13 protein-coding genes are annotated in these 15,541 nt (G+C 73.4%); 9 read left to right on the top strand and 4 right to left on the bottom strand.

Features of this window, described 5'->3' with window-relative positions; genetic code table 11:
• The first annotated feature begins 50 nt into the window (after positions 1–50).
• Both ACFPA8_RS13145 and ACFPA8_RS13140 read left to right on the top strand, forming a co-directional pair.
• Entirely contained in the window at positions 51–1,379 is a 1,329-nt protein-coding gene (locus ACFPA8_RS13145) for a DUF6986 family protein (RefSeq protein WP_386447658.1), read from the top strand.
• 111 nt (positions 1,380–1,490) lie between these two features.
• Positions 1,491–3,305: a serine/threonine protein kinase gene (locus tag ACFPA8_RS13140; protein ID WP_417801320.1), complete on the top strand. Its 1,815-nt coding sequence runs from the start codon at positions 1,491–1,493 to the stop codon at positions 3,303–3,305.
• A gap of 35 nt (positions 3,306–3,340) precedes the next feature.
• On the opposite strand, the gene ACFPA8_RS13135 is transcribed toward ACFPA8_RS13140, so the two are convergent.
• Positions 3,341–4,393 carry a LacI family DNA-binding transcriptional regulator gene (locus ACFPA8_RS13135; RefSeq protein WP_386447234.1) on the bottom strand — a complete coding sequence of 351 codons (1,053 nt, stop codon included), beginning with the start codon at positions 4,391–4,393 and terminating at the stop codon, positions 3,341–3,343.
• Between the two features lie 159 nt (positions 4,394–4,552).
• On the opposite strand from ACFPA8_RS13135, the gene ACFPA8_RS13130 reads away from it, so the two are divergent.
• On the top strand, positions 4,553–5,488 hold the full coding sequence (locus tag ACFPA8_RS13130; protein WP_386447232.1) for an ROK family protein: 936 nt from the start codon (positions 4,553–4,555) through the stop codon (positions 5,486–5,488).
• 87 nt (positions 5,489–5,575) lie between these two features.
• On the opposite strand, the gene ACFPA8_RS13125 is transcribed toward ACFPA8_RS13130, so the two are convergent.
• Positions 5,576–6,508: a DUF6597 domain-containing transcriptional factor gene (locus ACFPA8_RS13125; RefSeq protein ID WP_386447230.1), complete on the bottom strand. Its 933-nt coding sequence runs from the start codon at positions 6,506–6,508 to the stop codon at positions 5,576–5,578.
• 74 nt (positions 6,509–6,582) lie between these two features.
• Here ACFPA8_RS13125 and ACFPA8_RS13120 point away from each other — a divergent pair, with 74 nt between their 5' ends.
• Together ACFPA8_RS13120 and ACFPA8_RS13115 are read left to right on the top strand one after the other, a co-directional pair.
• Positions 6,583–7,170, top strand: a complete 588-nt coding sequence (locus ACFPA8_RS13120) for a TIGR03086 family metal-binding protein (RefSeq protein ID WP_386447227.1) — start codon at positions 6,583–6,585, stop codon at positions 7,168–7,170.
• Between the two features lie 319 nt (positions 7,171–7,489).
• Positions 7,490–8,533: an NUDIX hydrolase gene (locus tag ACFPA8_RS13115; RefSeq protein WP_386447224.1), complete on the top strand. Its 1,044-nt coding sequence runs from the start codon at positions 7,490–7,492 to the stop codon at positions 8,531–8,533.
• A gap of 54 nt (positions 8,534–8,587) precedes the next feature.
• On the opposite strand, the gene ACFPA8_RS13110 is transcribed toward ACFPA8_RS13115, so the two are convergent.
• Positions 8,588–9,985, bottom strand: coding sequence for a dipeptidase (locus ACFPA8_RS13110; RefSeq protein WP_386447221.1), 1,398 nt, complete (start codon positions 9,983–9,985; stop codon positions 8,588–8,590).
• A gap of 170 nt (positions 9,986–10,155) precedes the next feature.
• Here ACFPA8_RS13110 and ACFPA8_RS13105 point away from each other — a divergent pair, with 170 nt between their 5' ends.
• Complete coding sequence (locus tag ACFPA8_RS13105; RefSeq protein WP_386447218.1) at positions 10,156–11,478, top strand: geranylgeranyl reductase family protein; 1,323 nt, start codon at positions 10,156–10,158, stop codon at positions 11,476–11,478.
• A gap of 181 nt (positions 11,479–11,659) precedes the next feature.
• On the opposite strand, the gene ACFPA8_RS13100 is transcribed toward ACFPA8_RS13105, so the two are convergent.
• The gene (locus ACFPA8_RS13100) at positions 11,660–12,109 is read right to left on the bottom strand and encodes a nitroreductase family deazaflavin-dependent oxidoreductase (RefSeq protein ID WP_386447215.1); all 450 of its coding nucleotides are present in this window, start codon (positions 12,107–12,109) and stop codon (positions 11,660–11,662) included.
• Between the two features lie 212 nt (positions 12,110–12,321).
• On the opposite strand from ACFPA8_RS13100, the gene ACFPA8_RS13095 reads away from it, so the two are divergent.
• From ACFPA8_RS13095 to ACFPA8_RS13085, 3 genes are all read left to right on the top strand, one after another.
• Positions 12,322–13,083, top strand: coding sequence for a TetR/AcrR family transcriptional regulator (locus ACFPA8_RS13095; protein ID WP_386447212.1), 762 nt, complete (start codon positions 12,322–12,324; stop codon positions 13,081–13,083).
• Positions 13,084–13,621: 538 nt separating this feature from the next.
• On the top strand, positions 13,622–14,815 hold the full coding sequence (locus tag ACFPA8_RS13090) for a sensor histidine kinase (RefSeq protein ID WP_386447210.1): 1,194 nt from the start codon (positions 13,622–13,624) through the stop codon (positions 14,813–14,815).
• Positions 14,812–15,477 (top strand): response regulator, encoded by a 666-nt coding sequence (locus tag ACFPA8_RS13085; protein WP_386447208.1) that lies wholly within the window; start codon positions 14,812–14,814, stop codon positions 15,475–15,477. Before ACFPA8_RS13090 ends, ACFPA8_RS13085 begins: the two co-directional genes overlap by 4 nt.
• The last annotated feature ends 64 nt before the right edge of the window (positions 15,478–15,541 follow it).

Below are 15,541 nucleotides of genomic sequence, written 5' to 3'. Positions count from 1 at the left end.
CTGCGTCGGCGGCCCTGGATAGCTTCGTTCTACGAATTGTTGATTCCATGATGCGGAAAGTTGGGATTGGCGTGAGCGAGGACGCGACCGTTGCCACCAGCCTGCCCGGCAGTGTGACCGAGGAGCTCGCCGCCCGGCTGGCCCCCGTCGACGCGGAACTCGCACGCCGGTACCCGGGCGAGCCCGGCACGCGCCAGCCCGTCCACACCGTCTACGTGCCGGCGGACGCCTACTCGGCCGGCACCGTCGCGGACTGGGGCGGGCAGGCCCTGGAACTGCTCCGTCAACACGCCCCGGGCGCCAGGGAGTTCGCCGACGTACTCGGCCTGCCCGAGGAGCTCGCCGGGTCCGTGTACGAGCGCGTACTGGCGAAGCTGGAGCGCGAGCCCGTCGAGGACCTGCGCATCGACTTCGAGGACGGCTACGGCGTCCGGCCCGACGCGGAGGAGGACGCGGCCGCCGCCAGGGCGGCCCGCCTGATCGCCGAGTCCTGCGCGGCGGACGGCGCGCCCCCCTACGCGGGCATCCGTATGAAGTGCATGGAGGCCGCCGTGCGCGACCGCGGCATCCGCACCCTCGACATCTTCCTCACGGGGCTGCTGGAGGCCGGGGACCTGCCCGGCGGGCTGGTGCTCACGCTGCCGAAGGTCAGCTGCCCCGAGCAGGTCGAGGCCATGGCCCGGCTCTGCGGAGAGTTCGAGAAGGCACGCGGACTTCCACCGGGACGCATCGGCTTCGAGATCCAGATCGAGACGACCCAGTCCGTCCTCGGCCCCGACGGGCGTGCCACTGTGGCGCTCATGATCGAGGCAGCCGGGGGACGGGCCACGTCCCTGCACTACGGCACCTTCGACTACAGCGCCTCCTGCGGGGTGAGCGCCGCGTACCAGGCGATGGACCATCCCGTCGCCGACTACGCGAAGGCGGTCATGCAGGTCGCCGCCGCGGGGACGGGAGTACGCCTGTCGGACGGTTCGACCAACATCGTGCCGAGCGGGTCCCGGCGTCAGGTCCACGAGGCGTGGCGGCTCCATCACGGCCTCGTACGGCGCTCGTTGGCCCGCGCCTACTACCAGGGCTGGGACATGCACCCGGGGCACCTGCCCACGCGGTACGCCGCCACCTATTCCTTCTACCGCGAAGGGATGGAGCAGGCAGCGGCCCGACTCGCCGCCTACGCGGGCCACTTCGGCGGCGACGGCGCGGTGATGGACGAGCCCGCAACAGCCCGGGCACTGAGCAACTACCTGCTGCGCGGCCTGGACTGCGGCGCGCTCACGAGCGGCGAGGTCGCCCGCTACTCGGGCATGACCCGCGCCGACCTCGACCGGCTCGCGGGGCGGAGCGCGGCCACCGGGCAGGCCACTGCGGCGACTTGAGAGCCGTAGGCTGTCCCCCTCGGCACGCGGCAAAGGGGACGGGCAGTGCAGACACCGGGGGAGCAGCAGCCGGCGGGCAACGGCGGTGCGGAGCACGGCGGTTCGGGCGGCCTGCCGTCCCCGCCCGAGGCGGCGGGCGGCAGCGACGACGCCGTGGGCCGCGTGCTCGCAGGACGCTACCGGGTGACCGGGCGGCTCGGCCGCGGCGGCATGGGCGTCGTCTGGCGGGCCACCGACGAGGTGCTCGCCCGGGAGGTCGCAGTCAAGGAGCTGCGTACCTGGACCGATGCCGCGAGCAGTGAACTCGGCGACCTGCGGACGCGGATGGAGCGCGAGGCGCGTGCGGCGGCACGCGTGCGGCACCCCGGAGTGATCGCGGTGCACGACGTCGCGCAGCACGAGGGCCGGCCCGTCATCGTCATGGAACTCGTCGAAGGGCCTTCGCTCGACGACGTCCTGCGCGAGCGCGGCTCCCTCGAACCACGCGAGGCCGCAGCCATCGGGCTCAAGGTCATGAACGCCCTCGACGCCGCACACCGCGCCGGCGTGCTGCACCGTGACGTCAAACCGGGCAACGTACTGCTGGAGGGCGGCGGGGAGCGCGTCGTCCTCACCGACTTCGGCATCGCGACCATGGAGGACCCGGACGACGGGTCCGGCACGCGGCTGACCGGCAGCGGCGAACTCGTCGGCTCACTGGACTACTTGGCACCGGAGCGGGCGCGTGGCGAGCCGCCGCGTGAGGCGTCCGACGTGTGGGCGCTGGGCGCCATGCTCTACGCCGCCGTCGAGGGCGCCGTGCCCTTCCGCCGTACGTCCACGTGGTCGACGCTCAACGCGATCGTGGTCGAGCCGCTGCCCGAGCCGCGGCGTGCGGGCCCGCTCGCTCCCGTCCTCGCCGAACTCATGGCCAAGGACCCCGGGCAGCGCGCGGACGCGACGCGGGCGACGGCACTGCTGAAAGCCGTCGCCGAGGGTGCGGCTGTGCCACCCGCCTCCGAGACGGTGCGCCTGCGCACCGCAAGTGCTCCTGGGGCAGTCCCGCCCGGGCCGCAACAGGCGGCGTCCGCACCGGGAGTCCCCGGCCGGCCGGGACCGTCGTCACCACCGCACGGCGGACAGGGCCCGTTCGGTGAGCACCACGCTGCCCGGCCGCAAGACCCGTACGGCTCCGGACAGTTGCAGGCCGGGGTGGGCGGGACGGACCCGGAACGTGACACCGTTCGCACCGCTACGGGCCGCTCCCGCGGCCGGGTCCTGGTGGCTGCGGCGGCCGCCGCGGTGGTGCTGACCGGAGCGGGGGTGACGTACGCCGTCGTGGCCGGCGGCGAGGACGACGGCGTACGGGCGGACGGCGGGAAGCGGGCGGGGGCGTCCGAAGGTGCGGAGGGGGACCGGAAGGGCGACGGGCGCACCGAGGGCGGTCGCGGCGGTAAGAAGGCCGATTCGCTTCCCGGGACGGGCAGTTCGACAGGCACTGCCGAGGGCGGCGGCCGTCAGGAAGACGAGGGAGCCGGGGACGCGCAGGAAGGCGGCTCCGGCGGCAGCGCCGGGACGAGCGGAGTCCCGGGAGGCGGAGACGCCGGGAGTGGCGGCAGCACGGGAGGCGCCGCCCTGTCCGGTGGCGGTGAACCGGGACCGGCGCCCGCCTGCAAGCCGCGAGGCGGAGGCAGATTCGACTGCTCGGTGTGGAAGAAGGCGACGTCCTTCAACTCGGCACACAGACCGGTCGGTGAACTCAATGCGGGCATCAACTACTTCTTCTGCCAGAAGAAGCTCGCCCACCGGGAGACCGCAGGCCGCTGGACCAACATCTGGTGGGCGAAGACCGACGACGACAGCGGCAACAGGAAGGTGTGGGTCAGCGTCGTCTACATCAGGGGCGGGGGCAACGACGAGCCCGTGCCCGGACTGCCCGTCTGCTGAAGCCTGCCCCTGGGGGGGCAAGTGTGGGACAAGCGCTATGTCGCGGGCGGGAGTTCGCCCGAACCGCGGGCTATCAGCCGCGTCGGGTGCGTCGTCCGGCGGGGCGGGTCGTGCGCGCCTTCGAGGCGCCGGAAGAGCAACCCGGCCGCGGTGCGCCCCAGTTGGGCGGGATCCTGCGCGACGACGGTCACCGGGGGGACGAGCAGATCGGCCAGTTCGAAGTCGTCGAAGCCCACCAGCGCCACGGGACGGTCCAGTTCGGCGAGCACCCGCACCAGGGTCACGGTCACCCGGTTGTTGCCCGCGAAGAACGCGGTGACCCCTTCCGCTCCGGCGAGCATCCGCTCGGCGTCGGACCGTACGCGCTCCGGATCGGTGGCCCCGGCCGCCAGCCAGCTGTCGTGCACCGGCAGCCGCGCCTCCTCCATCGCCGCCAGGTAACCGCGCTGCCGCTCGTGAGCCGTGTGGATGCGCGGGCGGTCGCCGATGAAGCCGATGCGTCGGTGCCCGTGCGCGATGAGGTGGGCGACGCCGTCGCGGGCGCCGGCGAAGCTGTCGGCCAGCACCTGGTCGGCCTCGATGTGCCCCGGGGGCCGGTCGACGAAGACGGTGGCGACCCCGGCCGCTATCTCCGGTTCGAGATAGCGGTGGTCGCTGCTGGCGGGGACGATGACCAGGCCGTCCACCCGCCTCGCGCACAGAGCCAGCACCAACTCCTGTTCACGGGCCGGGTCTTCGGCGCTCGATCCGTTGATCAACAGCGCTCCGTGTGCGCGTGCGACCTCTTCGACGGCGCGGCTGAGCGGAGCGTAGAAGGGGTCGGCGAGGTCCTCCAGTACGAGTCCGATGCTCGCGGTGCGGCCCTTGCGGAGGATGCGGGCGCTGTCGTTGCGGCGGAACCCGAGCGCCGTGATCGACTCCTGCACGCGGCGTTCGGTGTCGGGGGAGACGCCGGCCTCGCCGTTGACCACCCGGGAAACCGTCTTCAGGCCGACCCCCGCCCGGGCCGCGACATCCTTCATGGTGGGCCGGTTCCCGTAGCGGCGTTCGGGAGTACGGCCTGCGGCGGGGCGTGCGGTCTCGGGCACGGGGGCGGGTTCCCTCTCAGGTCTCTTGCAGGGGAAGAGCAGCATAGCTCTCCGCCGCACAGGAGTCTGGACAACGTTGTCAGCACACGCCAGACTGGACCTGCTGACCGTTCCCGGCCGGGGGCGGGTCGCCGCCCCGTCCTCAGGAGAACATCACCCATGCACCAGGACCTCGTGGTCGCTCTCGACATCGGCGGCACCAAGATCGCGGGTGCCCTGGTGAACAGCGTCGGCGAGCTGCTCGTGCGTGCGCAGCGTCCCACCCCGTCGCGGGCGCCCGGTGAGCAGGTGATGGCGGCGCTCGGGGAGGTGCTCGGAGAACTGGCCGCGTCCTCGCAGTGGTCCGGTGCACGTGCCGTGGGGATCGGCAGTGCAGGGCCCGTGGATGCCAAGGCCGGCACCGTCTCCCCGGTCAACATCCCCGGATGGCGCGAGTTTCCACTCGTGGCCAACGTGCGGGAGCGTACGGGTGGGCTGCCCGTCACCCTCGTCGGCGACGGCGTCGCGATGGCGGCGGCGGAGCACTGGCAGGGCGCCGCGCGGGGACGGGCCGGTGCGCTGTGCATGGTGGTCTCCACGGGTGTGGGCGGCGGCCTCGTCCTCGGCGGTGAACTGCACCCCGGTCCCAGCGGCAACGCGGGCCACATAGGGCACATCAGCGTCGACCTGGACGGCGACAGCTGCCCCTGCGGAGGACGCGGCTGCGTGGAACGCATCGCCAGCGGGCCCAACATCGCCCGCCGGGCACTGGAGGGGGGCTGGAGACCCGGCCCCGGCGGCGACGGCAGCGCGGCGGGCGTGGCCGCCGCGGCGCGGGCCGGCGACCCCGTCGCCCGCGCCTCCTTCGAGCGTGCCGCACGTGCCCTGGCAGCGGGCATCGCCGCCACGGCGACGCTCGTCGAGATCGAGATCGCCGTGGTGGGCGGGGGAGTGGCTAAGGCCGGCGAGGTCCTGTTCGCCCCGCTGAGGCGGGCGTTGGCGGAGTTCGCGACGCTGTCCTTCGTGCAGGGCCTCGAGGTGGCACCGGCTCGGACAGGCACCGACGCGGGTCTCGTGGGGGCTGCCGCCGCTTGCTGGCACCTGGAGGGCCGCTGAGTCTCCGGCCGCGGCTCGCGCCCCGGCCCCTGTCCGCCCGCACGCGGGCCCGGCTCCGGCGCCGCTCCGTACGGGAGCAGCACCACTTCACGCGCGGGCCGGTCCCGCCGGTCGCGCCCGTCCAGGCCGTCCCGGAGCAGCGTGGGCGACCGCGCGTGCGTAGTCCGTCGGCGGCAGGCCCACGGTCCTCGTGAAGTCCCGTACGAGATGGGCCTGGTCGCTGTAGCCCAGTTCGCCGGCCAGCCGTGCCCAGTCGGTGCCCCGCTGTGCCCCGGCGGCCTCCAGCGCCTCGTGGATCCGGTAGCGCAGGATCACCCACTTCGGGCTGACGCCGACGCACGAGGCGAACAGCCGCTGCAGAGCACGCACGGACAGGCCCCCTTGGCGGGCGAGCTGCTCGACGCGCGTGATGCTCCGGTCGGTGCGAACGCGGTGGGCGAGCTCCATGGCGCGCTCGGCGGCCGGATCCGGCGACGGTCCCGAGCCGAGCAGAAGGGCGTCGGCGGCGGCGACCCTCTCGTCCTCCCCCACGGGCGAGACGATCCGGGCCGCGGCCTGGCCGTCCGCGGAAGGAAAGACCTCCGGGAAGGGCAGACTCCGGCCCGTCAGCGCAGCGACGTCCCGCACGCCGTCGCCGGACAGGAAGGGCCGGAAACCGCCCGGACGGAACTGGACTCCGCAGACCCGGCCTGTGCCCTGCAGCGTGATGGAGAACAGCCCGAGCCCCACACCCGCCACTTCCGCGCCGGGTGGCTCGGCGCCGTAGCGGTGGAAGACGATGTTCACCGACGGATGCGGCACGAGCTGGGAGACGTAGGGCTCCTCCAGCTCCCAGTCGATCAGCCAGTAGTGCTCGACGTACGGGCGCAGGGCCTCCGCGGCAGGGCGGCGCCGGAAGCGCACGCGGGAGAAGAGCTCCGCGGCGTCGAGGATGCCCCGGGTGTCGGCCCGCGGCCTGTCCGAGCCGTACGGCCCCCGCTCCGGCGGCACCGGGCCTCCCCGGCCGTTCCCACCTGCCATGACGCAGATCCTATGCCCGGCGGTGTCGCATTTCTTCAAGCCCTCGGCGGCGGGGCCGCCGTAGCGTTCCGGGCATGACGAACGCGTACGACCTCACCGGTCTGCTGAAGGGTGCCGCCGAGCGGGCGGAGCCCGTGGTGCGCGGGGTGAAGGAGTCCGACCTCGGCTCGCCGACGCCCTGCTCCGAGTACGACGTGCGAGATCTGATCAACCACCTCCTGCACGTCGTGATCAGCTTCCAGGCCCTCGCTGCCAGAGGCACCGCCGATTTCTCCACGACTCCGGACTACCTCGAGGACAGTGCCTGGAGAGCACGGTTCGGGCGGGAGGCCGGACTTCTCGTGGAGGCGTGGTCGCAGCCGGGAGCGCTGGAGGGAGTGTCGCAGGGGATGGGTCTGCCGCAGCGCACCGTGGGGGAGATGGTGCTGGGCGACATGACCGTGCACGCCTGGGACCTCGCGCGCGCCACCGGCCAGGACTTCGTCCCGTACGGACCCGGCGTGCCGGTGCTGAACGAGGGCTTCGGGGCTCTGGCGCCGACGGGGCGGAAGATGAACGTGTTCGCGGAACCCGTCCAGGTCGCCGAGGACGCGACGGACTTCGACAAGCTGCTCGCCCTGACGGGGCGCGACCCCGCCTGGCGCGCGCCTGCCGCGAAGTGAACCCGTCCCACTGACCGCGCCGCTGCTCTCCTGCCCGCCGTCGCGCCCGCGCGGAGGGACGGCCGGGAGGGCGCGGCCGGGCCGTCCTCCTCCCCCGGGCGCCCCGAGTGCGCGACCGCGCGCGGCTTCCCTCACATTCGTGACGATGACCCGCACATCGCCTCCAACTGCTCCCCGGCTGCCGCCTGTTCTCCGCCGTACCGTAGGGGAATCCGCCGCGTGCGCCTGCGTTTTGCGACGGCGCCGCCCCGGCGCGTTTCCGTGGCAGGGTGGAACGGGCAGCGTGAAACGGGGGGCGACGGAAGAGGGGGAACCGACCGTGATCGTGTGGCTCAACGGCGCCTACGGCGCGGGCAAGACCACCGTGGCGCACGAGCTGGTGGACCTGCTCCCGGGAGGCATGCTCTGCGAACCGGAGCTCATCGGCACCGGGTTGAGATGCATGCTCCCCAAGGAACGCCTCGCCCAGATCGACGACTATCAGCAACTGCCGTCCTGGCGACGGCTGGTGGCCGAAACGGCAGCGGCGCTCCTCACCGAGGTCGAGGGACCCCTGATCATTCCGATGACCCTGCTGAGGCAGGAGTACCGGGACGAGATATTCGGCGCTCTCGCCGCCCGTCGCATACCGGTGCACCACGTGCTGCTGCACGCGGATGAAACGATCCTTCGCGCTCGCATGGAGCAACGCGCGTACACGGAAGGTGGGTTGGACCGTGTCCGGTGCCAGGAGCAGCTGCCCGCGTACCGCACCGCGCTCGGCTGGCTCGGCGAGGACGCGCACACCGTGGATACGTCCGGCCTCACTCCCCGCCAGACCGCGGAACGCGTCGCCGGCGCGCTGAACGAGGGCGCCGGCAGCCTGGACATCGTGCAGACCCCCGAGCCGACGGCCGAGACCGTGGCGGCGGGCGTGCTGCTCTTCGACGAGCAGGAACGGATACTGCTGGTCGACCCCACGTACAAGCCGGGCTGGGAGTTCCCCGGCGGAGTCGTCGAGCCGGGGGAGGCACCCGCCAGCGCCGGAATCCGCGAGGTGGCCGAGGAGCTGGGCCTCCAGCTGCACACCGGCCCCCGCCTGCTGGTCGCCGACTGGGAACCGCCGAAACCCCCCGCATACGGAGGGCTGCGGCTGCTGTTCGACGGTGGCTGCCTCTCCAGGGACGAAGTACGGCGACTGCTGCTCCCCGCCGCGGAGTTGAGGGCATGGCGCTTCGTCACCGAGGAGCAGGCCGCCGGGCTCCTGCCGCCCGCACATCTGGAGCGTCTCAAGGGAGCGCTGCGCGCCCGCGAGTCGGGTCACCCGCTCTACCTGGAGGCGGGGGCCCCGGTCGGCGACGGAATCAGCCGCGCCGCCGGGTAGCCGCAGCACCCCGACGGCAGCACCCCGACGGCGCCACCCCGACGGCGGGGCGGCTCAGACGCGCTGGGCGTACCTCAGCAGGAAGAGCGCCTCCGCGACGGACATCCGCTCCAACTCCTCCGGCGAGACGCTCTCGTTGACCGCGTGGATCTGGGCCTCCGGTTCGCTCAGCCCGATGAGGAGGATCTCCGCCCGCGGGTAGAGCGAGGCGAGCGTGTCGCACAGCGGGATGGAGCCGCCCTGGCCCGCGATCTGCATCTCCTCTCCGTCGTAGGCCGCCTGCATCGCCTCGGCCATCGCCTTGTACGCCGGGCTCGCGGTGTTCGCGCTGAACGGCTGTCCCTGGCCCACGACTTCGACGGACACGCGGGCACCCCACGGCACGTGCGACTCCAGGTGGGAGACGAGGAGCGCGGTGGCCTTCACGGTGTCCATGCCCGGGGGCACCCGCAGGCTCACCGCCGCACCTGCGCTCGCCTGCACCGACGCGGTGGCCGTGGCGACCGACGGGCAGTCGATCCCCAGCACCGTCACGGAGGGGCGGGCCCAGATGCTCTCGGCGACGGTTCCCGAGCCTGTCAGCCGTACGCCCTCCAGGACCTTGGCGTCCTTGCGGAAGTCCTCCGGCGGGTAGTCCAGCCCGTCCCAGCCGGCATCCGCGTCCAGGCCGTCGACGACGGTGTTGCCCTCGGCGTCCCGGACGGAGTCGAGCGTCCGGACCAGAGCGGCCAGCGCGTCGGGCGCGGCTCCGCCGAACTGACCGGAGTGCAGGTTGCCTTCGAGCGTCTCCACCCGGACGTGAAGCTTCGCCATGCCGCGCAGCGAGGCGGTGACTGTGGGCAGCCCCACGCGGAAGTTGCCCGTGTCGCCGATGACGATAGTGTCCGCCGCCAGCAGCCTGGGATGAGCCTCCGCGTACCGCTGCAGACCCCCGGTGCCCTGCTCCTCGGAGCCTTCGGCGATGAACTTCACGGTGACGGGGAGCTCGCCCTGGGCACGCAGTGCACGCAGTGCCAGCAGGTGCATGACGATGCCGCCCTTGCAGTCGGCCGCTCCGCGCCCGTACCAGCGTCCGTCCCGTTCGGTGAGCTCGAACGGCGGTGTCCGCCAAGCGGATTCGTCGAGCGGCGGCTGCACGTCGTAATGCCCGTACAGCAGCACCGTGGGGGCGCCCTGCGGGCCCGGGAGCATTCCGTAGACGCTCTGGGTGCCGTCGGGGGTGTCGAGGAGCGCGACGTCCTGGAAGCCCTCCCCGCGCAGCGTGGCGGCGACCCAGTTGGCCGCGGCCTCGCACTCGCCGACCGGGAACTGCGAGGCGTCGGCCACCGACCGGAACGCCACCAGTTCGGCCAGCTCGGCCCTGGCCTGCGGCATGAGAGAGGCGACGGTGGCGGCCACGGCATCGGTGTACGCGGCGTGTTCGTCTGCACCGGGGGCCGGGGTGAGTGTCATCGGAAGGCTCCTTGTGGGGCGCGGCGTCGGACTTCTGCGTACGCGGTCTGTGTGCAGTGCGCGCGCACGAAAAGACGCCGTTGATCCTCCCACAGAGGGACGCGCCGGGGCCGAGCCGTAGGATGCGGTCGGCAACGCAAAGCCGAGGTCGAGCGGAGCGGAAGGACATCGTGAGCAGCGAGAACGCAGCCGGGTCAGAGGGCCGGGGCGGGGACGGGCACGCGGAGGACGTCCTGCACTCCGAGGAGGCCGCACCGGACGGCGGCCCGAGCCCCGCCGAGAGCACGGACAGCGCGGTCGGCCCGGACGACGGGGACGAGCCCGTCTGGGACGTGGTCGTGGTCGGTGCCGGGCCTGCCGGAGCGTCGGCGGCGTACGCGGCGGCAGTCGCCGGACGGCGGGTGCTGCTGCTGGAGAAGGCCGAGCTGCCCCGCTACAAGACGTGCGGCGGCGGCATCATCGGCCCCTCGCGGGACGCCCTGCCGCCGGGCTTCGAACTGCCGCTGCGCGACCGCGTGCACGCGGTGACGTTCTCGCTCAACGGCAGGATGGCCCGTACGCGCCGGTCCCGGCACATGCTCTTCGGGCTGGTCAACCGCTCGGACCTGGACCACCGGCTGGTGGAGCACGCCGTCAAGGCGGGTGCCACCGTGCGGACGGGCGTGAGCGTCTCACGCGTCGAGCAGCACGGCCCGGCCGTGCCCGACCGCCGTACGGTGGCGGTCGTCCTCTCCGGGGAGGAACGGCCCGTACTGGCCCGCGCGGTGGTGGGGGCGGACGGAAGTGCCAGCCGGATAGGCGCACATGTCGGCGTGAAGATGGAGCAGGTGGACCTCGGCCTGGAGGCGGAGGTCCCGGTGCCCGCCAGCGTCGCCGAGGACTGGGCGGGCCGCGTGCTGATCGACTGGGGCCCCCTGCCCGGAAGTTACGGCTGGGTCTTCCCCAAGGGCGACACCCTCACCGTCGGTGTCATCTCGGCGCGTGGCGAAGGAGCCGCGACCAAGCGGTACTTGGAGGACTTCGTGGGCCGGCTCGGACTCGCCGGCTTCGAACCCGACGTCTCCTCCGGCCACTTGACGCGCTGCCGTGCCGAGGACTCCCCGCTCTCCCGGGGCCGGGTGCTGGTGTGCGGGGACGCCGCCGGGCTGCTGGAGCCGTGGACGAGGGAGGGCATCTCCTTCGCCCTGCGTTCAGGGCGGCTGGCCGGAGAGTGGGCGGTGCGCGTCGCCGAGGCGCACGACGCGGTGGAGGCCCGGCGGCAGGCCCTGAACTACGCCTTCGCCATCAAGGCGGGTCTGGGCGTGGAGATGGGTGTCGGGCGGCGGATGCTCAACGTCTTCGCCCGCCGCCCCGGAATGCTGCACGCCGCGCTCACGGGATTCCGACCGGCGTGGAACGTCTTCGCACGGTTCGCGCGAGGGGCGACGTCGCTGGCGGAGGTCGTACGGACGAACGCGGTGGCGCGGCGGGCGCTGGAGACACTGGACCGCTGAAGCACCCGGGCACGGGTCTGCGGTGCCCCGGACGGCAGGGGCGCCGCACCGGCGCGGGCCGGCGCCGGGACTCGGCCGGTACGTGGCCGCGGCGGCAGAGCGCGGCTGCGGACAGCGGCGGCGGGTGCGCCGCCGCCGAACCGGTCCGAGCCGGTGCAGAGCCGGCCGGTTACCGCCGGGCTCAGTCCACGGTGATGCGGAAGACCGGGTACTTGGGGGCGGCGGCGAGGAGTTCAGCGTCCGTCGACTCCGCGCTGAGCCCCTTGAAGAACGCGCCGACCTCCCAGCTCCACTTCTTGATGTAGGCGCGCAGCACCGCGGGCTTCTCCTCGTCGGCCAGTTCGACGGCGCGGAAGAGCTCCACCTTCTTGCCCTTGCGCAGTTCGCCCCCGCCCGCGGCGCGCATGTTGTGCGTCCACTGCACGTGGCCGCGGGGAGCGACCAGGTACCGCTCGCCGTCGAGGGGGAGCGGGTTGACGGGGGTGGTGCGCCACTCACCGGTCTTGCGGCCGCGGACGGCGAGGACGCGGGAGCCGGCGAGGCTCACGTTGCGCCTGGCCAGCCAGGCGACGGTGGGGTTGAGGACCTTGCGGGTGAAGCCGTCCGGCTTGACGAAATGGGCGGTGGTCATGGCGGTCTTCCTTCGTGCATGAGGGCTGCCGGTGACGGCGGCTGGACTCTGACTGGGACGGAACGGGCCGGCCGGGCCGGCGAAGACTGAGGTGGGCTGCTCTTCGAGAGCAGTGCTCTCTCTCAAGAGCAGTGTTGCACGAGCGGCGCACCAGAACAAGAGCACTGATCTCATTCTTGGTCAGTGCTCCGGAAGCTGGCACACTGACACCCATGACCAAGATCCAAGGCGCGCGGGAGCGGGCACGCGGTGAAATCACCATAGCCATCAAGGACGAAGCGCGGCGCCAGCTCGCGGCGGAAGGCGCGGCCAAGCTCTCCCTCCGCGCTGTGGCACGCGAGTTGGGCATGGTCTCCTCGGCGCTCTACCGCTACTTCCCCAACCGCGACGACCTGCTCACCGCCCTGATCACCGACTCCTACGACGCGCTGGGCGCCGCCGCCGAAGCCGCCCTCGAGGGTTCTGCCGCCCAAGGCGATGCCCACCTGGCCCGCTGGCAGGCCGTCTGCCGCGCCGTCCGCGCATGGGCCCTCGCGCACCCGCACGAGTACGCCCTCATCTACGGCTCGCCCGTCCCCGGCTACGCGGCGCCCGAGACCACCACCGGCCCGGCAGCACGAGCGGCGCTCACCCTGATCACCATCGCCGCGGACGCGCACGCCGCAGGAGCGCTGCGTCTCCCCGCCGCGGCAGGTGCGGCCTCCGGGGCCGCGTCCACCGGCCCGGAACCTTCCGGATGCGGGCCGGTCCCCGCCGCGCCGGCGCCCGTCCTGTCCGACACCCACGATCTGACGCAGCGCCTCGGTGTGGACCTGCCCGCCCCCGCCATGGCCGAACTGGCCGCCGTCTGGGCGCAGTTGTTCGGACTGCTCAGCTTCGAGCTGTTCGGCCAGTTCGACGGCGTCATCGCGGCGAGGGACGACTTCTTCGATCACGCGGTGGTCGGCCTCGCCAGGGCGGCGGGCCTCGTCTGAAGCGCCGCGACGCCGCGACGCCGCGACGCCGCGACGCCACGACGCCGCGACGCCACGACGCCGCGACGCCGCGACGCCGCGACGCCTGGCGCCGGCGCCCGGGACGACCCTGCCCCCGGCTCGTCCGGCCCCACCCCCACCTCCACCTCAACCCCCACCCCGGCCCCGGCGGCCGTCCGGACCCTGCGACGTCCGCCTCCGGGACCCCGCCCGGCCCGCTGCGTCCGTCGCTACTCCCCGGGGAGTAGCGAGGAGGCCCGCCCGAGGCTGACTACGGAGCGGCCGCTCCCGGCTAGCGTTACGGGACATGAACGGTCTCCGCCGGCTCCGCAGCCGAAGTCTCTCCGGCCTGGCCCGGTCCGTCACCCGGACGCCGGGCGAGGCGGACGGGCAGCCGCGGCGGGCGCATCACCGCTCCGGTCACCCGGCTCCGCCCGGCTGCCGCCGGCCGGGGCGGCCCGAGGGAGCCGCGTGGACGTCCGGGAGGGCCGGAACCCCCCGCGGTCCCGGGTCTCCCGGCATATCGGCCCTCAGGTCGGTGCCCTGGCTGTCCTCGTTCGCCGTGCTCGTCGTGCAGCAGGTGGGTTCCCAGGCGGCCGCAGCCGGCCAGGACGTGCTGCGCATGCCGCTCGACGGGTTCGCCCGGTTCCTCCTCGCCGCCGGCCCGTTGCTGCTCCTGCTGCGGCACATCGCCCCACGCACAGCCGCTTTCGGCACCGCTGCCGTCGCAGCGGTGTATCTGGGCGCCGGATACCCCTACGGTCCCGTCTTCCTCAGCGTGGGGGTCGCCTGCTTCGCCGCCGCCGCGGCGGGACGGCGCTACGCGGCGTGGAGTGCCCTGGCCGCCTTGTGGGCGGGACATGTGCTGCTGGCGCATCTGCTCTACCGCTGGCTGCCGCCCGACGGCGACGGCGGGGCGAGCTGGGGGACGGAACTCGTCGCCGCGGCCTGGGTCGCGGCCGTCGTCGCCGGGGCCGAACTGGCCCGTGCCCGGCGACAGGAGTGGGCGCGCCGCCGTGCCGCGCAGGAGGAGGCGGACCGGCGCCGCGCGGACGAGGAGCGGCTGCGCATCGCCCGTGAGCTGCACGACGTGCTCGCGCACAGCATCTCCGTCATCAACGTGCAGGCGGGGGTGGGTCTCGCACTGCTGGACTCGGACCGGGAGCAGGCCCGTACGGCGCTGACCACCATCAAGAGCGCCAGCAAGGAGGCCCTCGGCGAGGTCCGTCAGGTGCTGGACGCCCTCCGTGCCCCCGGCGCCGCGCCGCGCACACCCGCCCCCGGCCTCGACCGTCTCCCGGAGCTGACCGGGCAGGCCGCCGGGGCAGGGCTGGACGTGACGACGGAGGTCGTGGGGACGGCGACGCGGCTTCCGCCGGGAGCCGACCTGGCGGCCTTCCGCATCGTCCAGGAAGCCCTGACGAACGTCGTGCGCCACTCGGGCTCGCGCACCGCACGCGTACGGCTCGGCTACGGCCCCGGTGAGTTCCGCGTCGACGTGGACGACGAGGGCCCGGCACTGCGGGACGCGGGGTCCGCGTCCGCGGGCGGCGGCTCCGGCGGCGGCGGTTCGGGCGGCAACGGCCTGCCCGGCATGCGCGAACGGGCCTCGGCGCTCGGCGGAAGCGCCGAGGCGGGGCCACGGGCCGACGGGGGGTTCCGCGTCACCGCCCGCTTCCCCTGCGCGCCCGCCGCTACGGTGCCCGTCCCGCCGGAGAAGGAGAGACCGTGATCCGTGTGCTGCTCGCCGACGACCAGTCGTTGGTCCGTGCCGGCTTCCGTGCTCTGCTGGACGCTCAGCCCGGCATCGAGGTCGCCGGCGAGGCCGCCGACGGTGCGGCGGCGCTGGAGAGCGTCCGCCGCCTCCGCCCCCACCTGGTGCTGATGGACATCCGGATGCCGGTGCTCGACGGGCTCGCTGCGACGCGCCGCATCACCGAGGACCCCGGGCTCGCCGACGTGAAGGTGGTCATGCTCACCACCTTCGAGCTGGACGAGTACGTCTTCGAGGCCATCCGCGCGGGCGCCTCGGGTTTCCTGGTCAAGGACACCGAACCCGAGGAGCTCGTACGGGCGGTCGGCGCGGTCGTCGGCGGCGACGCCCTGCTCTCGCCCGGCGTGACGCGGCGCCTCATCGCGGAGTTCGCGGCGCGTTCCAAGGAGCCGGGCGCCGCCGAGGAGCTGGGGCAGCTCACCGAGCGCGAGCGTGAGGTGATGGCGCTGGTGGGAATGGGCCTGTCGAACGAGGAGATCGCACGCCGCCTCGTGGTCTCGCCGTTGACCGCCAAGACCCACGTCAGCCGCGCGATGGTCAAGCTGGGTGTCCGCGACCGGGCCCAACTGGTGGTCCTGGCCTACGAGTCGGGGCTCGTCCGCCCCGGCTGGCTGGGCTGATCCGCTGCCGGGGTCGAGGGCCGCGCGGCGGGGCCGCGCAACTGCACCCGCACCGCGCCGGCAT

Source organism: Streptomyces ovatisporus (assembly GCF_042653885.1).
In the GTDB taxonomy this organism is placed as follows: domain Bacteria; phylum Actinomycetota; class Actinomycetes; order Streptomycetales; family Streptomycetaceae; genus Streptomyces; species Streptomyces ovatisporus.
Note: the sequence above shows the minus strand (reverse complement) of the source record. Positions and strands in the feature narration are given on the sequence as shown.

Excerpts from the sequence above, each read along its gene's own strand:
- ACFPA8_RS13145 (WP_386447658.1), top strand. The coding sequence starts at position 51 with ATGCGGAAAGTTGGGATTGGCGTGAGCGAGGACGCGACCGTTGCCACC.
- ACFPA8_RS13130 (WP_386447232.1), top strand. The coding sequence starts at position 4,553 with ATGCACCAGGACCTCGTGGTCGCTCTCGACATCGGCGGCACCAAGATC.
- ACFPA8_RS13125 (WP_386447230.1), bottom strand. The coding sequence starts at position 6,508 with ATGGCAGGTGGGAACGGCCGGGGAGGCCCGGTGCCGCCGGAGCGGGGG.
- ACFPA8_RS13120 (WP_386447227.1), top strand. The coding sequence starts at position 6,583 with ATGACGAACGCGTACGACCTCACCGGTCTGCTGAAGGGTGCCGCCGAG.
- ACFPA8_RS13110 (WP_386447221.1), bottom strand. The coding sequence starts at position 9,985 with ATGACACTCACCCCGGCCCCCGGTGCAGACGAACACGCCGCGTACACC.
- ACFPA8_RS13100 (WP_386447215.1), bottom strand. The coding sequence starts at position 12,109 with ATGACCACCGCCCATTTCGTCAAGCCGGACGGCTTCACCCGCAAGGTC.
- ACFPA8_RS13095 (WP_386447212.1), top strand. The coding sequence starts at position 12,322 with ATGACCAAGATCCAAGGCGCGCGGGAGCGGGCACGCGGTGAAATCACC.